This window comes from Paenibacillus canaveralius, assembly GCF_047238265.1.
In the GTDB taxonomy this organism is placed as follows: Bacteria; Bacillota; Bacilli; order Paenibacillales; family NBRC-103111; genus Paenibacillus_F.
The window spans coordinates 2,892,267-2,909,802 of record NZ_JBDFMM010000001.1; the positions used below are offsets into that span (position 1 = coordinate 2,892,267).

General features: G+C 53.6%; 6 protein-coding genes. All 6 read right to left on the reverse strand.

The window, feature by feature from the left end; all coding sequences use genetic code 11:
* Positions 1 to 141: 141 nt before the first annotated feature.
* Positions 142 to 396, reverse strand: a complete 255-nt coding sequence (locus tag ABC395_RS13255) for an acyl carrier protein (protein WP_413003694.1) — start codon at positions 394 to 396, stop codon at positions 142 to 144.
* Positions 386 to 1,435, reverse strand: coding sequence for an HAD-IIIC family phosphatase (locus tag ABC395_RS13260; protein ID WP_413003696.1), 1,050 nt, complete (start codon positions 1,433 to 1,435; stop codon positions 386 to 388). Before ABC395_RS13260 ends, ABC395_RS13255 begins: the two co-directional genes overlap by 11 nt.
* Positions 1,419 to 1,877 (reverse strand): GNAT family N-acetyltransferase, encoded by a 459-nt coding sequence (locus ABC395_RS13265; RefSeq protein WP_413003698.1) that lies wholly within the window; start codon positions 1,875 to 1,877, stop codon positions 1,419 to 1,421. Before ABC395_RS13265 ends, ABC395_RS13260 begins: the two co-directional genes overlap by 17 nt.
* A gap of 25 nt (positions 1,878 to 1,902) precedes the next feature.
* The gene (locus ABC395_RS13270) at positions 1,903 to 3,072 is read right to left on the reverse strand and encodes a bis-aminopropyl spermidine synthase family protein (RefSeq protein ID WP_413003700.1); all 1,170 of its coding nucleotides are present in this window, start codon (positions 3,070 to 3,072) and stop codon (positions 1,903 to 1,905) included.
* Positions 3,073 to 3,246: 174 nt separating this feature from the next.
* Positions 3,247 to 9,738: an HAD-IIIC family phosphatase gene (locus ABC395_RS13275; RefSeq protein WP_413003702.1), complete on the reverse strand. Its 6,492-nt coding sequence runs from the start codon at positions 9,736 to 9,738 to the stop codon at positions 3,247 to 3,249.
* Positions 9,735 to 17,534, reverse strand: a complete 7,800-nt coding sequence (locus tag ABC395_RS13280) for an SDR family NAD(P)-dependent oxidoreductase (RefSeq protein WP_413003704.1) — start codon at positions 17,532 to 17,534, stop codon at positions 9,735 to 9,737. The genes ABC395_RS13275 and ABC395_RS13280 overlap by 4 nt, the downstream gene beginning before the upstream one ends.
* Positions 17,535 to 17,536 lie beyond the last annotated feature (2 nt).

Genomic DNA, 17,536 nt, shown 5'->3' on the forward strand with positions numbered 1-17,536 from the left:
ACAGGGACACAAAAATAATCCTTAGCGGATTATCCACTTGTCTCTTCGAGGTATAAAAAATACCATGACTAAACAGAAAAAATTCCGCTTGGTCATGGTATTCGGGGGATCGATATCGTGTCTTCGGATGCCTGCGGGGATTCAGGCGTTTTCCCCTTTGCTCCTAATCACCCAATCCGTCAGATTCTTAACGCTGCTGATGGAATCCAGAGTCAAATCATCTTCGTCCACCGTAAAGTCAAACCGCTTCTCTAACTCCGCAAGCAGTCTAATTAACGTCATGGAATCCAATACTCCGGTCGTGCCGACTAAGACGGTATCGTTATCAACAAACGGCAGTTGAAGCATTTTTTTAATTAGGTCGGCAATCTCTCGTTCGATCGCATCACGGTTCATCGTTCATTACTCCAATCTCGAGCCAATTAAATACTTTATGAGGAAGCGGCAGCTGCAGAATGTAAATCGATTCCAAGTCATCCGCAGCGGATTTCTTGAAGCCGAGCATTTCCAACAACAGTCTCGCCGGTAAATTCCGTTGTTTACGGACCAATCGGCATCGTACCGTTTCCGCCATCGGAAGCTGTTGTCCGAGCTTTTCAAGAACCGCATACAAAAATGCCGAAGCGATGCCACGGCCTTCGATCCGACAGGAGATGCAAAAAAGATCCAGATTGATTTCTGCGTCGGCGGTATTAATAAAACAAGTTCCGATAAGCCCATGCGCGCCGAACCGATCCTCCAGCTTGGCCACATACAGATAGTTCCCGTCCTGCTCGCAGTAGGAATCGACGAACGTCATGTCAATTCTTTCTAACAAACTGTTCATTTGATTCGTGCGATGGGACAATTCAACAACCCGCGGGTAATCTTCCTTCCTCGCTAAACGGATCCCCAGCTTCATGCCGCATTCCTTTAAAAATTGCTCCCGGCTTCCCTTGTGTTCTTTTCTGGCTTCTTCTCTTCTGGCTCGCGCCTGCATATATTGACGGCGGTTTTCCGATTCCTCGGTCGCATGACTCATCTGAAATTCGGGGTAATCGGGCAAATCCGGGTATTGACCGGCATCATAAGTTCGTATCTGGGGAAAATAATAGTTGATTTCAAAGCGTTCGAACGGATCGTTGTCGATCAAAGCCAGCGTATCCAATCCGATGTTCAGTTCCTTCGCTATCTTTTCCATGCTGAGCGCTTTTGAGTTGAAATGGCACTGCGGATACAGGAAATATTGGCCGACGCCCAGCTCCTCCAGCTTGGTTTTTACCTGTTCCCAATTGTTTCGGCTGGCTATGCTCTGAATAATTCCGCGCCGGTCCAATGCGTCGAGGACGTTAATTATCTCCGGCCGCAGTTTAATGCCCGCTTCGTCTTCTTGAAGCGTCCCCTGCCATAACGTATCGTCTAAGTCCCATACCAGACATTTAATCTTGGGATCCATCGGGAAATAGCTCCATTGTCAAATGTGTCGGCTTGAAGCCGTATTTCTTATAAAGAAGCCGCATCGGCAAGTTGCTCACATGCACCTTACCGACGATTTGCGTAACTTCCTCGCTCTTGCAGTAGTTCATTCCCGCCTCGAAAAGCTCATCGACATAAGCGGTGCCCCGGCAGGATTCCGCAATATAGAAACTTTTGAAATTCGCATACGTCTCCTTGGTGACCGAGTTTCTTCGAGGAGTTATCCACATCCAGCCTGAGACCTCCCCGTCCACATCAAGAACAAGCATCCCTTTCCTCTCGTAGCGAAAAGCCTTTTCCAGTTTTTTCGTATGAAAAAGAGGATCGGTAATCGCCTCTTCTCCGAATGAAATCGTGGAGATTTCTGTCTCGAATCTTGTAATAACGGCAAAGTCCTGAGGCTCGATTTCTCTAATCGGCATCTTGCTGTAACTCCAATCTGCGTTCTTATGCGTTCTTTTTTTGAATGAGCTCGAAAGTTTCGAAGCGGCAGCTCGGGCAGCCCTCTTTCTTCAGCTGTTCGATCGTTTGCCACTGCATTTGGAAGCCTACTTCGGTCACGCGATTACAACGTTTGCATTCGTAAAAGCGAACCGTACGCTTGACTTCTCCGGTATAAAGGGCTTGTCTGTATTCACGCTCGATGCTTTCGTGCGTCTCTTCAGTAGATTGTAACACAATCATCTGGCTTGTGTTACCAATAATTTCCGCCCCGATATATTCATTGAAGCGAGGCAGAACGCTCGTCACGAACAAGCCCATATCGGCAAATTCGCGCTGCATCGCCAAGGTAAAGTCAGGTGATTTGTGGGCGAACGACAGGAAGATAGGCAGTCCAACTTCCCGCTTCAGCAATTGAATACCACGGGAGACGAATAACGACATTCCCTGCTGTGTATAAGGCGGATCGGTGAACACGCAATCGAAGCGGTGCAGAAAATCAGACGGAAGCTGTTCGCGAAAATCCATTTCGTGGCAGACGATCGGCAAATCTTCGCTTTTCGCCAGATCGTTCACGTAGCCGATAATACGTTTGTCAATTTCGAACACATGAATACGGGTATTCGACTTGGAGGCCTCGTTACGGAAAAGCTGCTTCAGAAGAAACGCCAGCGATACGCTGACGAGATCATCATCGCCCAGACAAACGATGTCCCTGCCGATCAGAGCTTCGTGGCGAAGCGCCAGAACAGCCCGGTTCATGCTCGTAGCCAGCGTGCAGCGAGACTGGTCAATCGTAACATCGACCTGGGGCCGGCCCTCAAACACACTCTCAAGCTTGGTCATCATGTCTTTCAGCTCTTCAGGCTGCCACTGCTCGTACTTCAAGCGCTGATACAGGGCGTGATCCAAATGGCCGTAGCCCATCATTTGTTCGACAAATCCGTTTCCTCTTGCCGTACAGTTCACTCCCCGCTTTTGTTCAATGAGCCCCACCTTGATCAGCTCTTTCTTAATTGCGGATACAAGCGGCAGGGGCAGCAGTGTTCTTCTGGCCATCTCTTTGGTGGAAATGCCCGGTTTGAAATAAATATCAAGAAGAACATTCTCAATTACCTTTTTTCCTTCCTTAATGGACACTTGAGAATATACATAATCTATCAAATTTTTATTCATATATTTACCATCGGCTCCTTTAACGAATACATTATCCAGCATAATGCACAAATGTATATTATTGTATTTCCAACAGGCGCCACCATTATCCTATATTTACCATAAAAAAGCAAGGCACCCCATGACAGGCGATAGCCTTGTCACATGATGCCTTGCTGGTAAAATTGCCTCGTTTTATTCCATGACGGAGATGCGAAGGAACGGACTTAACTGATGAATCGTCCGATAGTTGAATAGCTGCTGTCCTTCCGCCGACAACCCTTGTTTCTCCATCTCGATCTCAACCCGAACGGCATGAAGGGACGTCCCCCCGAGCCGGAAAAAATCGTCATCAATCCCAATGCCCCCGATCCCGAGCACGCGTTCCCAAATTTGCACCAGGGCGGCCTCTGTCTCGTTGGACGGAGCCCGGTACGGCGCTCTCTGAGCCTCGCTCTCTTCTATCTCTCTCACCGGAATCTGAAGCAGTTTTGAAGCGTCCGAGTACAGCAGCGGAAGCAAATGACGGCGATGCCGCTGATTTTCACGGCCGCCGAGAGTTTCCTCCCAATCCGTTCTTTCTAAACTTCGCAATGTCCCTGCGGCTCTGCTCTCTTCTCCTTGAACTTCACGGGCGGAAATCGGAGACTGAGCCGGTTCTGCACCGGGCAAAGACTCGTTAAAGACTTCTATATATGGAATGGAGTCAGGAATATCTTGTACGGCAATCCGGAAACGCACCCTGCGGCCGGACTCTTCCGTGACGCTCCACGGTCCCGTTCTGAAAAAGTCGAGCATCGGCTCGTTTTTCCCGGTAATTGTGCACACCGCCTCCATATATTCGGCCTTCCGTTCACGGCAATAAGCCTTCAACGAACTGATTACGGCCGACTCGATCCCTCTGCCTAGAATGCGGCAGCTTAGCAGGAAGACATCCAGATGAACCATGTTGTTCTCAAAGCGCGTTATGACCGCCCCCGTCAGTCCGTAATGCCCGAACCGGTCCGAGGCTTCAATCGCCCAGCATTTCGTTTCCGGTTCAGCCCGCAAGGCTCTCAGTTCACTCTCTGCCCTTGTATCCGCGTTAAGCGTGAATTGATTAGTGCGCTGCGTTAACTGGGCTATGCGGGGAAATTGTTCGGCAGCCGCTTCGTACATGCCCATTTTAAGTTCCAATTCTTCGAGAAAAGCCTGCAGGGAGGAAGCCGAAGAGCGAATTTGTCTGCGCTGGCGCTCCGATGCATACATGCCGGTTCTCCGTTTATCCTCTTCCGTGACGCGCAGACGGTCTGTTGCCCAGACATGCTCCAGGAATGCTGGAATTAGCCGCTCCTCAGGGAGCTGAAGCGTAAGAACTTCCGGACACTGCATCTGTACCTCGGCACATTCCAGCGAACTGTCATCGATGAAGATAAAGCTGTCCAGTCCTAACCCCAGTTCTTCCGCCAATGAAAGCAAGTTTTCGGATTTTGAATTCCAATTGATCCGCGTTCCCGCAAAATGCTCTTTTTTAAGCGGCATGTCGGGATTTTTGTCCAGTACATTCCAAACATCTTCTTCATTATTCTTGCTGACCAGTACCAGAAGCATGCCTTCCTGCTGCTTGCCAAGCAGATAGTTCTGAAATTCGCGGTAAGAACCCGAGGCCGTTATCCCTGCCGCTCCGTCCTCCCCGCATATTCCGCGCCAGAGAGTGTTATCGCAGTCCACCGCAATAACTTTGAAAGGATGTCCTTGCCAAGCGAGCAGCCGGCGTGCCGTCAGGGTGCCGATTGCCGCAAAGGTTTCCGGCGTGAACGGCATATGCGCAGCTTGATCGGCAGTGGAATCATGTATGCGTTCAATATTGAACGTTACGTCAAGCTCTCTGAAATCAATAACCTGAACATGCTCCATCCGTTCCAATTCGCGCTTCCAACGATTACCGAGCTCTTCCAGGTAGCTCTCCATGACCGGAGACGCGCCTGAAGAAGCGGATACCGGGAATACGCCGGCGAATATCGGGCTTGTGCTCCGGCCGGCAGACAAAGCCTGCAGCAGATCGGCCAGTGCCCGCTCGAGCTTTTTAATCTGCTGGGCCTCCGGAGAGCGGTCATCCCGCAGCCAGTCTTGGAAGCGGACGAGCAGCAGTCCCGCAGCCTCTTCGGAAGAGAAGGAGCTGTCCGGGTTCAATAGCTCCTGAAACACCTGCTGATACGGGGCAAAACGGACGTCAATGCGCGTGCCGAACTGTTCTCCCCACCAGCTGACATAAGGGCGGATCGGGTCCGCTGTAAAGGTTGAGACGGCCGTTACGGTAAAGACGCGCTCCGGCAGCGAACTGCTTCTTTTTGACGCCGCTTCGGCTTCCTGCTCTTCGGTAAACAGCCGGATTTCGCTCAATTCGATTGCGGGATTGTCCAGGGCCAGTTCAATCAGATCCGTAAAATGCTTCATGAGACCGGCCATGGTAGCTTCCGCAAACAATGCGGTATTGTATTGCATGACACAGAGCAGACCGCCGTTATCTCCATAGCCGATATCAAGTTTGAAATCGAGCTTGGAGATTCCTTTCGTAATTTCAAAGTTCTCGAACGTGAGTCCTTCGGCGGTAAGCACGGTCTCTCCGTCAAATTCATTGTGAAAAATCATCATGGTATCAAAAAGAGGATTACGTCCGCGCGGTAATTTCGCCGAGAGCTTCTCCACCATACGGTCAAACGGGAAGTCTTGATTCTCATAGGCATTCATCATCGTATCATTCAGAAGCTGCAGTTGATCGAGAAAACTGAGCCGGTCTTGGAAACGAACCCGGATCGGCAGGAAGTTCGTGAACATGCCGATTAAAGGCTCCACATCGGCATGCCGCCTGCCCGCTACCAGCGAGCCGACCGTAATGTCGCGCTGGCCGGTATATTCATGCAGCACAATCGTGTATAGGTGAAACAAGATTACATTAATCGTAACATTTTGCGATTTGGCCAGAGCATTCAGCCGGTCTGCGGTTTCCTTGGACAGACTGATCTTGTGCGCCCTGCCGACAAAGGATTGAAATTCGGGTCTCTCAAAATCATACGGCATGTTCAGCACGGGGATTGTCTGCCGGAACTGGTTCATCCAGTAATCCTCTTGCTTCCGGATAACGTCCCCGCTCAGCAGGCGGTGCTGCCATTCCGCGAAATCCTTATATTGAATGCGCAGGGGCGGCAGATCTTTTCCGGCATACAGATCGCTGAACTCCTTAATAAATACATTCATTGAAGCGCCGTCCGAAACAATATTGTGCATATCCATAAACAGCACATGTTTTTCCGGCTCTATCCGGACAAAAGCGGCGCGGATAAGAGGAGCTTTGCCCAGATCAAACGGCCTGATAAACTTCCGCATGATTTTTTTCAAATCTTCCTCGTCCGCTTCCATGCGTTCCACGGTAAACGTGAAACGATCATGAACACGCTGAACCGGTTCCCCGTCCACCATATGAAACGACGTGCGCATGTTCTCATGGCGGTGAATCAATTTAATGAAAGCCTGCTCAAAACGGTCGGCGTCCGCTTTTCCGTACACCCACAAAGCCATCGGCATGTTGTAGGTGGTTACCGAGCCGATTTGCTGATGAATGAGGAACGTGCGTTTTTGTGCGGAGGACAAGCGGTAGTACGGTTTGGGTTCGGCCGGTTCGATAGCTAAATATTTATTTTTAGCCGTCTGTCCGATATAACGGGCAAGCGCACTAATGGTCGGCATGTTGAAAATATCCGATAGAGTCAGCTCCACATCAAGTTCTTTGTGAATCTTAGTGATCAGGCTGGTCGCTTTCAAAGAATGCCCGCCTATTTCGAAGAAATCCTCATGAACGCCAATTTGCTCCAATCCGAACAGATTGCGCCATATGCCTGCCAGCGTTTCTTCCAGTGGACTGCTCGGTTCGGATTCTTCTTTCTTCGCCTCTATCCGGTCATCCGGCTTGGCAGTGGCGTTTTGTCCGGTCCTCTTTCCCGGCGAATCGGAATGGACGATCCGGATTCCTTCCTCATCAAGCCAGAAACGGCGGCGGTCAAACGGATAAGTCGGCAAAGGAATCCGGTTTCTTTTCTCTTCCCCGTAGAAGCGGCTCCAATTTATTTTGACACCCGCATTCCATAGACGCCCCACTTGAAGGAGCAGGTAAGCGAGATCGGAGGTTTTCTGCTTCGGATGACGCAGGAGGTTTACCATCACACGCTCTTTGTCAGATCCGGCTGATTGTTTCAAAAAGTCATGATGACTCTTCGCAAATGCGGTCAGGGCATTGCCTCCGCCGACTTCTGCAAACACGGCGTCCATCTCGCTTGTCAGGGTACTGAGCCCGTCTGCGAACCTTACCGTGCCGCGCAGGTGCTGCGCCCAGTAAGCGGGACTGATTGCCTGCTCATCCTGAATCCAAGATCCCGTAACATTGGAGATAAAAGGAAGCTGAGGCGCTTTCAGTACAAGCCTGCCTACCTCGCGCTCGAAGGATTCCAGAATCGGTTCCATCATGTCGGAATGGAAGGCGTGCGACGTGTGGAGTCGACGGTATTCGACTCCTTTCTCTTCCAAGGAAGCGGCCAATGCTCCAACGGCTTCCGAAGTGCCGGAAACAACGCACATGGAAGGAGCATTCACCGCAGCCAGCGATACGCCGCCGGGTAGCAGCGGAAGAATTTCCCGCTCGGCCAGCGGGACGCTCAGCATGACACCGGTTGGCAGGCTCTGCATCAATTGGCCGCGAAGAGTTACGAGCCGTACGGCATCCTCCAGCGAGAAGACGCCTGCCAGACATGCGGCAACGTACTCACCGATGCTGTGCCCAATCATGGCTTGCGGCTGCACGCCCCATTTCATGAGGAGTCTGGCCAGCGAATATTCGACCGTAAACAGGACCGGCTGGGCAATATCAGTCCGGTTAATAAGCGACGTATCCGGTTCATCGGCGGAGGGATACAGAACCCGCTTCGCCATTTGACGGATGTCGTCCGGCATCAGCTCGAAGCAGCGATCCGCCTCTTCGCGAAAGACCGGCTCCTGTTCGTACAACTCCCTGCCCATTCCGGTGTACTGCGAGCCTTGGCCGGAAAACATGAATACGACCGGCTGCTCATCGGCAGCGGCAAGTCCGTTCTGAACATCGGGCGATCCCGGTTGAGCCAGCAGTTCGGCCGCTTCAACCGCACTGCCGCAAACGAATGACCTGCGGTGCGGGAAAGACGCCCGTCCCTCGTGGAGCGTATAGGCCATATCGGCTAAGCATACATCCGGATGCTCCTGCAAATGCAGCGCTATCCGCTCCGTCAGTCTGTCCAGCGATACTTCCGTCTTGGCCGACAATGAGATGAGCTGCGCCGACCTGCCCCGAGAGGAGGCGGAAGCCGGCGGCGCTTCCTCCAAGACAACGTGGGCATTCGTGCCACCGATGCCAAAAGAGCTGACGCCCGCCCGGAGAGGGAAAGAGTCGTTGGTCCAGTCTCTTAACCGGTCATTGACAAAAAACGGGCTGTTCTCAAAATCGATTTTGGGATTCGGACGCTCATAATGAAGGGTGGGCGGCAGCTGTTTATGGGCTAAAGCGAGCACCGCTTTAATGAACCCCGCTACCCCTGCGGCGTTGTTTAGATGCCCGATGTTGGATTTAACCGAGCCGATGCCACAGTATCTCTTGTTGTCCGTTTGAAAAGCGGTTTTCAAGGCTTCGATTTCGATCGGATCGCCCAGTGTCGTACCTGTACCGTGCGCTTCAATATAGGAGATGCTTTCAGGCTCCACTTCCGCTATATGATGAGCGGCACGGATTACGGACGCCTGACCGGAAGTGCTGGGGGCGGTGTAGCCTACTTTTCGGCTGCCGTCGTTATTGATCGCCGAGCCTTTAATTACGGCATATATATGGTCGCCGTCCGCAAGCGCATCCTCCAGCGGTTTCAAGACGACAATCCCGGCGCCTTCGCCGAAGACGGTGCCCGCCCCTTTCTCGTCGAAGGCCCGGCAGTGGCCGTCGGGCGAATTGATCATCCCTTCCTGATAGAAATAACCGGCTTTCTTGGGCAGCTGTATCGATACACCGCCGGCCAGCGCCATGCTGCACTCTCCGCTGAGCAGACTTTGACAAGCAAGATGAATGGCGACAAGCGAAGTCGAACAGGCCGTCTGCACCGTAAAGCTCGGTCCCTTCATATTGAGCTTATAAGAAACGAGCGTGGCCATATAATCGCGCAAATTGAGCATAGCCGTCTCCAGGGTAGCGGATTCCTCCGCTGTACCCAGCCCCTTGAATGCGCGCATGAACCAGTTGGAGTTGAAAGCCGCGCCTGCGTATAACCCGATCGAGCCTCTATACGTCCTGGGATCGTAACCCGCTTGTTCGAGCGCCTCCCAGGAACATTCGTGCATGAGGCGGAACTGCGGATCCATAAGCTCCGCTTCACGTGGCGTATAATCGAAAAATTCGGGATCGAAGTACTCGAGATCATCGAGTACTCCTTTCGCCTTCACATAATTGGGGTGAGTCACCGCATTTACATCAATGCCCTCTTCCAACAGCTCTTCATCACTGAAAAAAGAAATACTCTCCTTGCCGCTGCAGAGGTTATTCCAATATTCCCGCAAGTTTTTGGCTCCCGGAAACCTGCCCGACATGCCGATTACGGCAATTTCCGATCCGTTATACTCTGTACCGTTCGATATGCTCATAGCAAGACCTCTCCTTTGCGTCTTTTTTCTTTTTGCTGCTGCTGCCGCTTTCTTCCCTTGGCGGCGGAGTCGATCATCTGATTTTCCATCTCAGCCTCTTCCGCCTCGTCTTCTTCACTGGGGGTAAGGCGCTGAGCGAGGGCATGAATGCTCGGATAGGTGAACATATCAACAACGGCAATACTTTCGTCCAACGCTTCATTTAATTTGGCGGTCACCTGAATCATATCCAGCGAGCTTGCTCCCATATCGAAGAAATTATCGTGGATCCCTACCTCGTCAATACGGAAAAATTGTTTCCACACGTCGGCTATCGTTTTCTCGACCCGGTTGCGTGGTGCCGCGTAAGGTGTGGTCAAATCAGGCCTGCTGAATGAAGCGCCGCCTGCCGCGTGACTGTCTTCCTTCTTGCCCGCGTGCCGAATCCACTGATCGATCCTCATCTGAAGGTCGCCGGTCGATACAATGATTTGGCTGCTGCCGCACGGGCTGTAGACGTACCGGAATAAATCAGGCGCTTCGGCAGGGGTAATCGCCAATTCGACAAGCGACTCTCCGATCGTCGAGCGGTGTTCTTCCCAAAACTCCCACGCATCCCAATTGACGCACAGCCACTTCGTTTCGCCTGCCCGGTTCTGTTTGCGGGCAAAAGCATCCATGTACAAATTCGCGGCCGAGTAAGCGCTGAAGCCGAGTCCCCCGAGTATGCTGGCGATCGAAGAGAACAAGATGCATATCTCTGTCTCCCTGTCGGCGATCAGCCTGCCCAGCGTCTGCAAACCCTGGACTTTGGCACGGAACTGCTCGTCGGACTGGTCTCCGCTGATATTCTCGATCGCGCGGAAAGATTCGCCGCCGGGAAGACCGGCCGCCTGCACGACACCATGAAGACGGCCGTACTCACGATCAATAAATTTGAACACCTGGCGCATTTGTTCTTCATTGGACAAGTCGGCCTGCATGTAAGTTACCTCGGCGCCGAGTTCTTCCAATTGCAGCACACGTCTGATTTTTCGGGAAAGCGGATGTTCCTCTCCATATTCGGCCAGGCAGCTCGTGTATTCGTTCCGGTCGGGAAAGCTAGAACGTCCGGTCAGAATGAGCCGTGCGCCGTAATTACGCGCCAGGAATTCTGCCGTCAGCATCCCGATTCCTCCCAGCCCTCCAGTAATGAGATATACACCCTGCTGCCGGAATGAAGCTGCCGGTTTATCTGTCTGGCGCAGTTCCAACGGCTTGAAGTTCTGAACCCACCGGTAATTTCCCCGATAAGCGATAAGCAGATCCGAGGACGGAGACGATAGTTCCCCGATGACGCTTTCGGCGATTCGCCGCTTTTGCTTTATTTCTCCCTGCACATCAATATCAATACTCACACATGTAATTCCGCTGTATTCCTGCTGAATGACCATGCATGGGCCAAGCAGCGTCATTTTACCCGGAGACAGCCGCTCTATCCCGGTTACTTCCTGCATCCCCGAGGACACGACCGCTATCCGGATATCCTCTACCTTATGCTTGCGAAGTGCCTGCGCCAAATAAATCAAACTGTAGTAGCCTTCTTCTTGCTGGCGGCGTTCAACCGCTTCCGCATTGGAGGAGTCCATCTCCGCTTCTTCCTCTTTCGAAGAGGAAACATTCCACAGATGCGCGACTCTGTCTGGAACGAAATCCCGCTTCTGAAGTTCCTCCAGCAGCCGAACGTAATGTTCCGCGGAGCCCGGAACTAGTGTGAACGTTCCATTCTCATGGGCACGAAATGCGTCACCCGCCTTGACCATCACGGTACGCTCCCCCATATTCTGGACATTTACGGCTAATTCGTCGGCAAACCCGCAAGCATCCTCAAACACAAGCCAGTTATGACCGTTCTGACGATTGTCTTCCGGTTGCTCCTCCAGCAGAGCACGTTCCCAGGAAGGATAATAAAACCAGTCCGCCATGTCGGGGTTTTTACCGCCTTTTCGAACCTGGGATGGCCGTGCTCCCGGTAACGGCTGCTGCTCATCATCCAGCCAATAGCGCTGGCGCTCCATCGGATAAGTGGGAAGCTCGATGCGTCTTCTCCGCTCATGGGCGTAATAGCCTGTCCAATCGATGTCGATGCCCGCCAGCCAGAGGCGTCCGATTTTGTTCAACAGGTGCTCCGTATCGGAAACGGCTTCCTGGGGATGTCTCAGCATATTTACGACTATCCGGTCGCGCGAACCGGCTTCATGCTTGCGCACGAAGGTGCTGAGTGAATTGCCGGGGCCGGCTTCTATGAATACGGAACGCGGATTTTTCAACAATTCCTCAAGCCCGTCCGAAAACCGTACGGTCGATCGCAAATGCCGGACCCAGTACTGCTCATCCGTAGCCTCTTCCGGTGTAATCCACGTGCCGGAAACGTTGGAAATAAAGGGCAGGGCAGGCTCATTCAGCCGGATGGAGCGCACTTTATCCGCAAATGCCGCCAGTATCGGATCCATCATATGAGAGTGGAAGGCATGAGAGGTGTGAAGAAGACGGTAGGCATACCCTTTGTCTTCAAGCAGCCGTGAGAATGCATCAATCTCTGCCGATGTGCCGGATACGACGCACAAGGAGGAACTGTTGACCGCCGCCAGTGCAAGATCATCGGGCAGTAACGGGCGCAGTTCCGCTTCCGGCATCGCCACACTGAGCATGGATCCCGCCGGCAGCCCCTGCATGAGCCGGCCGCGAAGCGCCACGAGCTGCAGCGCATCTTCCAGCGTGAATACCCCCGCCAGACAGGCTGCCACATATTCTCCGATACTGTGGCCCAGCATAGCCTCTGGCCGGATGCCCCAGCGTATCAGCAGTTTGGCAAACGCGTATTCGATCATAAAAAGCACGGGCTGGGCAATATCCGTCCGCTTCAGGAGTTCCTCCCGCGCGTCTTGGTCCGGTTCGCCGGAGTAAAGGACAGCCTTTAAGTCAACCTGCACATACGGTTGCACAAGTTCGAAGCAGCGATCAAGCTCATCCCTGAATTGGGGTTCGCTGTGATAAAGTTCGCGGCCCATGCCGACATATTGCGATCCTTGGCCCGGAAACATGAATACAACCGAGCTTGTTTGCGATCCCGCGTGGCTTTCGGCCATTTTGTCGGCCCCGGTCGCTGTTAACAGGGCTGCCGCTTCTTCCGTATCCTTGCACACAAATGCGGCTCTCCATTCAAAAGCCTTCCTGCCTGCTTGCAGCGTATACGCCGTATCAGCCAGATTAACTTGCGGGTGCTCGGTCAAAAATGCGGCAAGACGTGTTTTCGCCTCCGTCAATGCCGTCGGCGTTCTTGCCGACAAGAGCAGCAGCTTCTCTGCCCGGCCTTCGTCCGACGGCTCTCTTGGCGGAGCTTCTTCGAGAATAACGTGCGCATTCGTGCCGCCGATGCCAAATGAGCTGACTCCGGAGCGCAGAGGATGCATGCTGCTTTCCCAAGGCACAAGTTCGGTATTGACGACGAAAGGGCTGTTGGCGAAATCAATCTTGGGATTTCCCCGTTCATAATGCAGGCTCGGCGGAATTTGCTTCTCTTTGAGCGCCAGTACCGTTTTGATGAACCCGGCCACTCCGGCTGCACTGTTGAGATGGCCGACGTTCGTCTTGACGGATCCGATCCGGCAAAATCCCTTTTTATCGGTGCCGAAAGCTTCCTTCAAAGCTTCAATCTCAATCGGGTCCCCCATGCTTGTGCCTGTTCCGTGCGCCTCTACATACGTGATGCTTTCCGGGTCCACACCCGACATGCGATGGGCGGCACGAATGACTTCGGCCTGCCCCTTCGTACTCGGAGCGGTAAAGCCTACCTTGCGGGTGCCGTCATTGTTCAAGCCGAAACCTTTGATAACGGCGTGGATGACATCACCGTCCGCAATGGCATCGCTCAGCCGTTTCAGAACGACGACACCTACTCCGTCACCGAAAACGGTTCCTGCCGCCTGCTCGTCGAACGCCCGGCAATGTCCGTCCGGTGACTGAATCATACCGTCTTCAAACAAGTATCCGGATTTGTCGGGTACGCTGACGGTAGAGCCCCCGGCCAGTGCAATGTCGCACGCGCCCGCCAATAAACCTTGCGAGGCCAGAACGATATTAACCAGGGATGTGGAGCAAGCGGTCTGCATCGAAATGCTGGGGCCCCGGAGATTGAGTTTATACGACAGCTGGGTGCTGAAGAATTCCCTGTCGTTAAGAAGCATAGCGCTGAATCGTTCCGTTCCGCCCAAGGCGGGCGCAAAGCGGGAAACCCACTCCAGATTCGGAGTCGCGCCCGCATAAACGCCGATAAGTCCCGGGTAAGTGTCGGGATTGTAGGCGGCGGATTCGATCGCTTCCCATGCGCATTCGTGGAACAGCCGCAGCTGCGGGTCCATCAGCTGCGCTTCCCGGGGTGAATAACCGAAAAACGCGGCATCAAACTGATCGATCCCGTTCAAAGCGCCTTTGGCTTTTACATAGGAAGGATGGGATACAAGCTGCGGATCAACGCCTGCCTGTACCAGCTCTTCGTCCGTGAAGAACGTTATCGACTCGACGCCGTCGCGCAAATTGTTCCAGAACTGTCCGATGCTGTCCGCACCCGGAAATCTGGCGGCCATACCTATGACCGCTATCTCAAGTCCGTTCTCTCCCGAGGCTTCACGCTCCGCTTGTTCCCGTCCTCCCGGCAGATTCCTGTCTTGGGCCGATAGGATCCGCATTCGCTCGGAACGCGCGATTCCTTCGTGAATGACATTCCGGCGTTCTGTTTCGTCTTCGACAGCCGTCCCGGCCGACGCTGACCATTCCTGCCCGCTTTCATGGAAGAATGCCGCCAGGGTTCGGACAGTGGGATAGGAATAGAAGGTAACCACAGGCACTTCCCTTCCCAGCACTCCCGCAAGCTTATCGGCCAGCTGGGAAATATCGAGCGAACTTGCCCCGATTTCAAAAAAGTTGTCGTTTATCCCAAGCTGCGCGAATCCGAAATGACTCTGGATAAGATCCGCAACCGTCTGTTCTAGAGAGGATGCAGACCGTATACGGTCGGCTGCTTGGGTCGGTTTAACGGTCTCGCTTCCCGTCTCCGCTGCGGGAGGGGCCGTCCTCGGCCGGGCGGTTTTTTCGTGCATGCCTCCCAATGACAATTGTGTGCCCTCTACGGAATACCGCCGGCGTTCAAACGGATAAGTCGGCAGTGCAATCCTCCGGCGGCGTTCCGAGCCGTAAAACCCTTTCCAATCGATCTGCGCGCCCGCGATCCACAGTTTGCCTATCTTCTCCAGTAAGAAAGCATCGTCAGCGGCCTGTTCGTGCGGGTGACGGACCAGATGCAGCACTTCATGTTTGCGATCCGTGTCCATCCCCTGTTGTTTACGGATGAAGCTGCTGAGAACGTTGCCTGGCCCGATTTCTAAAAATACGGCCTGCTTCTCCTTAAGCAGCTCGGCCGCCCCGCTTGCAAACCGCACCGTTTCCCGCAAATGCCTGCTCCAATAGGCGGGATCGGCGGCATCTTCCGGCGTTATCCATGTTCCCGTAACATTGGACACATACGGAATTAACGGGGCGGATAGGCCGGCTTGCCTGACTTTGTCCGCAAACGTCTCCAATATCGGCTCCATCATGGCCGAGTGAAACGCATGCGACGTATGAAGCTTTCGGTGCGCGATTTGCAGCCCGGTAAGCTTGGTTTCAAAGGAAGCGATAGCCGCATGCGGGCCGGAAACGACGCAGAGCCCGGGTCCGTTAACGGCGGCAAGCGCCAGTTCCTCCGGAAGAAGCTCTAATAAACTCTCCTCGGCAAGGGAGACGCTCAGCATCTCTCCGGCCGGCAGGCTTTGCATAAGCTTGCCGCGCAGTGTGACGAGCCTCAGCGCGTCCTTAAGGGACAGAACACCCGACAGGCACGCGGCCGTATACTCTCCGATACTGTGCCCGATCATTGCATCCGGCTCCACGCCCCATGACATCAGGAGCTGCGCGAGCGAATATTCGAACGCGAACAATGCCGGCTGCGCCGCTTCCGTCCGGTTGATCCCATCGGCCGCCGTCGCACTGTCCGGACCACGGTACAGCACATTTCGCGGATCGACGCCGCCCTCTGCCGCAATGATCTCGCAGCAGCGGTCCATTTCCGACCGGAATAAAGGTTCCTTGCGGTATAAATCGGCTCCCATGCTCACATACTGCGAACCCTGCCCAGGGAAGAGGAAAACAACGCGGGTCTGATCCCTCTCCGACTCCCCCGTTTGCAGTTTGCCTTCGTCGGGAGCATCCAGACGCTCCAAAGCTTCACGGACATCGGAGCAGACCAGTGTTCTGCGGTGGCGGAACCGTTTGCGGCCTGTCTGCAGCGTGTACGCCGCATCGGCCAAGTCGGCTTCGGAACAAGTCCGCAGAAACTCGCCGAGATTGCGAGTCGCCCGTTCCAGTCCTTCCTCTGTCCGGGCAGAGAGCACGAGCAGTTTCAGATCGCGTCCCGCCGAACTTGCCTCGCCAATCGGAGCCTCCTCCAGAATGACGTGGGCATTCGTACCCCCGATCCCGAAAGAACTGACTCCTGCTCGCAGAGGTCCTTCCTCTCTTTTCCAATCGCTAAGCTCCGAATTGACTTTGAAGGGCGAGTTTTCAAAATCGATTTTGGGATTCGGATTATGAAAATGAAGGCTGGGCGGGATCTGCTGATGCTTAAGCGCCAATACGGCCTTGATGAAGCCCGCGACTCCTGCCGCGGCGTCCAGATGACCGATATTGGATTTGAGCGAGCCGATTTTGCAAAAGCCCTTTTTATCCGTGGCAAAAGCAGCCTGGAGAGCTTCCACTTCGATCGGGTCTCCCAGTACAGTCCCGGTTCCATGGGCCTCAATGTATCCGATACTTTCCGGCTGAACTTCCGCCATCTGATGGGCCGCGCGGATGACTTCCACCTGGCCGTTCGTACTTGGCGCCGTGTACCCTACTTTCCGGCTGCCGTCATTGTTAACCGCCGAGCCTTTGATAACGGCTTGAATAGTATCACCGTCTTTAACGGCGTCCGCGAGCCGTTTGAGCACGACGATTCCGATTCCGTCGCCGAACAAAGTGCCGCTTGCGCCTTCGTCAAAAGGCCGGCAGTGGCCGTCGGGAGATTGGATCATTCCTTCCTGGTAAAGATAGCCGGCTGTGCGGGGCAAATTGATCGAAACCCCTCCGGCCAAAGCAAGATCGCACTCCCCCGCCAGCAATCCCTGGCAAGCCAGATGGATGGATACAAGAGAGGTGGAGCAAGCCGTTTGCACGCTTACGCTCGGGCCTTTCAGATTGAGCTTATATGAAATTCGCGTCGTAAACGAAGGATTATTCAATTGCAGAATTTGAAAATGATCACTGGCATGTGCGGCATTCATAACTTGGCTTGCGACCCAATAGGTATTGGGAGAAGCGCCCGCATATACCCCGATTAACTGATCCTCGGTTTCGGGAGGATGTCCCGCATTCTCAAGCGCTTCCCAAGCGCATTCGTGGAACAGACGGAACTGAGGATCGATTAGCTCAGCCTCTCGCGGCGTGTATTCAAAAAACGGCGCATCGAACGACTCCACGTCCTCGATCTGGGACTTTGCTTTTACATACTGGGGGTGCTTAAGTATCTCCGGGGCTATTCCCGCCTTCTCCAGTTCTTCGTCCGTAAAAAAAGTGACCGACTCCTTGCCGGTACGCAAGTTTTCCCAAAATTCCGAGAGGTTCTTCGCACCCGGAAATCTTCCTGCCATTCCGATAACGGCAATTTCCAACCCGGTTTCACCGTACTTTTCGTTCTCGGCACTCATCC